The sequence below is a fragment of the Moorena sp. SIO3I6 genome, from assembly GCF_010672095.1.
Genome location: NZ_JAAHHU010001203.1, coordinates 1 through 1568 on the forward strand (window position 1 = coordinate 1; position 1568 = coordinate 1568).

At 42.5% G+C, this 1568-nt stretch carries 1 protein-coding gene and 1 pseudogene; one reads left to right on the forward strand and one right to left on the reverse strand.

Translation table 11 applies throughout. The features are described 5' to 3' along the window. Positions 1 to 618, forward strand: a pseudogene (locus F6K49_RS47690) (hypothetical protein); the annotation flags it as partial. A 450-nt stretch (positions 619 to 1068) separates the two neighbouring features. On the opposite strand, the gene F6K49_RS47695 reads toward F6K49_RS47690, so the two are convergent. Further along, positions 1069 to 1568, reverse strand: a 500-nt coding sequence (locus F6K49_RS47695; protein WP_293109578.1) for an HlyD family efflux transporter periplasmic adaptor subunit, incomplete at its 5' end; no start/stop codon positions are given.

The following is a 1568-nucleotide window of genomic DNA, read 5'->3' on the forward strand; positions in this document are numbered from 1 at the left end:
CGCCTCAATAAGATGTTACAAAAAGCTCAACAAGACCTGACTGACCCATTTATCCAAGCTCAATCTGGCAAAATTGTCAGAATAAAATATCAGTTGATCGCTCTGATTAAAAACACCAAACTAGATCATGTGATTGTTTGGATAACACTGACCATCAAAGGCTTAATTACAAACAAGACCGATGCCGGTAACGTTACTAAAATTTTGATAGTATTATTTTTGTTGTGCCAGTTAATCGCAAAAGACCGAACCACAGGAGATTCATTAGTGTTTGAGATGGCTAAAGCCACTCTGCCTTTGCCCGCAAACTTGTCTGAGCTGACTGGGGAATCGCTCACCATAGAGACTGTGGCACAACCGGAAACAGAACTGACGTTGTATGACCAGGTCAGATACTATTTTAAAGAAGACCCGGAAAACCTGTTGCAGAAACATATCAAAAACCATCCTGAAGCTACCTTACAAGTGATAGGATTAGCCTACCTCGACGGAAAAAAATGGCAAGAGATATCGGATTCTTTAGGAATTAAAATTTCATCCCTCAATAACTTCTTTCAACGTAATCTTAGGAAATTAGCCCCTGAAATCAAGAGATATATAGAGGAAGAGCTTGACTAAAAATGCTATAAACAAATATGTAAGTCATCAGCCATCAGCCATCAGCCTTGGGAGCATCCCATTTTTGCACATAACACTTTAAATTATGCTTTTAATCCCTAGTATTTTCGTTAGTTTGAGCAATGGATTTGCCAAATTGGGATGCTCCCTCAGCCTTTTGCCAACGGCTGAATGATTACAGAAATATAGGCTTGCGTAAATCGCTGCTTAATCTGCTCAAGACATCAACCTACATCAACACGCAAAAGGCATGCATGCCAGAAGTTTTTAAGAGGTTGTCTGAGAAGTATTATTTGCTACATCCAAGCCCCCGTTGGTCCCCCAATTTTGGGGGACTTTTAGAAGCAAATTGACTCTTGTTCCCCCCAACGTTGGGGGGCTAGGGGGGCAAAATTCAGTATCAAAAAACTTTTCAGATATCCTCTAAAAGGGAACAGGTTTCAGATTACATTACAAGTCTGTGACCAGCCTTGCCTTCCTGAGTAGGAATCTTAGGACAGTCTCTTCTCTAGAAATAATATCGGCTCTGCCCTCCATTCCCAATTGAAGGGAACACTGGTTTTTGCCTTTACCGAGGACATGGCTTTCTGGAGAGATCGTCACCTCGTAGAAAGCACTAGCACCACGCCCCTTCTGGCTTAAAGCACTTGCCCTAGCACCATTACTTTGGGGTTTAATAGTATCTTCGGAAATTTGGCTGACTAAACCCTTGAGGGTACCATAATCTGGATAAGGACAGGCAGATACCCGCATGTGAACCTTTTGACCTTCTGCCAACTTGCCAATATCGCTTGGTGACACCACTGCCTTTATTTTCAAGGGTGCATCACCGGGAACAATTTGGGCAATTTCCTCTCCAGAGCGCACAGTTTGACCAGGGTTGCGCAAATTTAGCTTAGAAACAATCCCGTCTGCTGTGGCAGTAATGGACGAGAACACGGAAAAAGTTA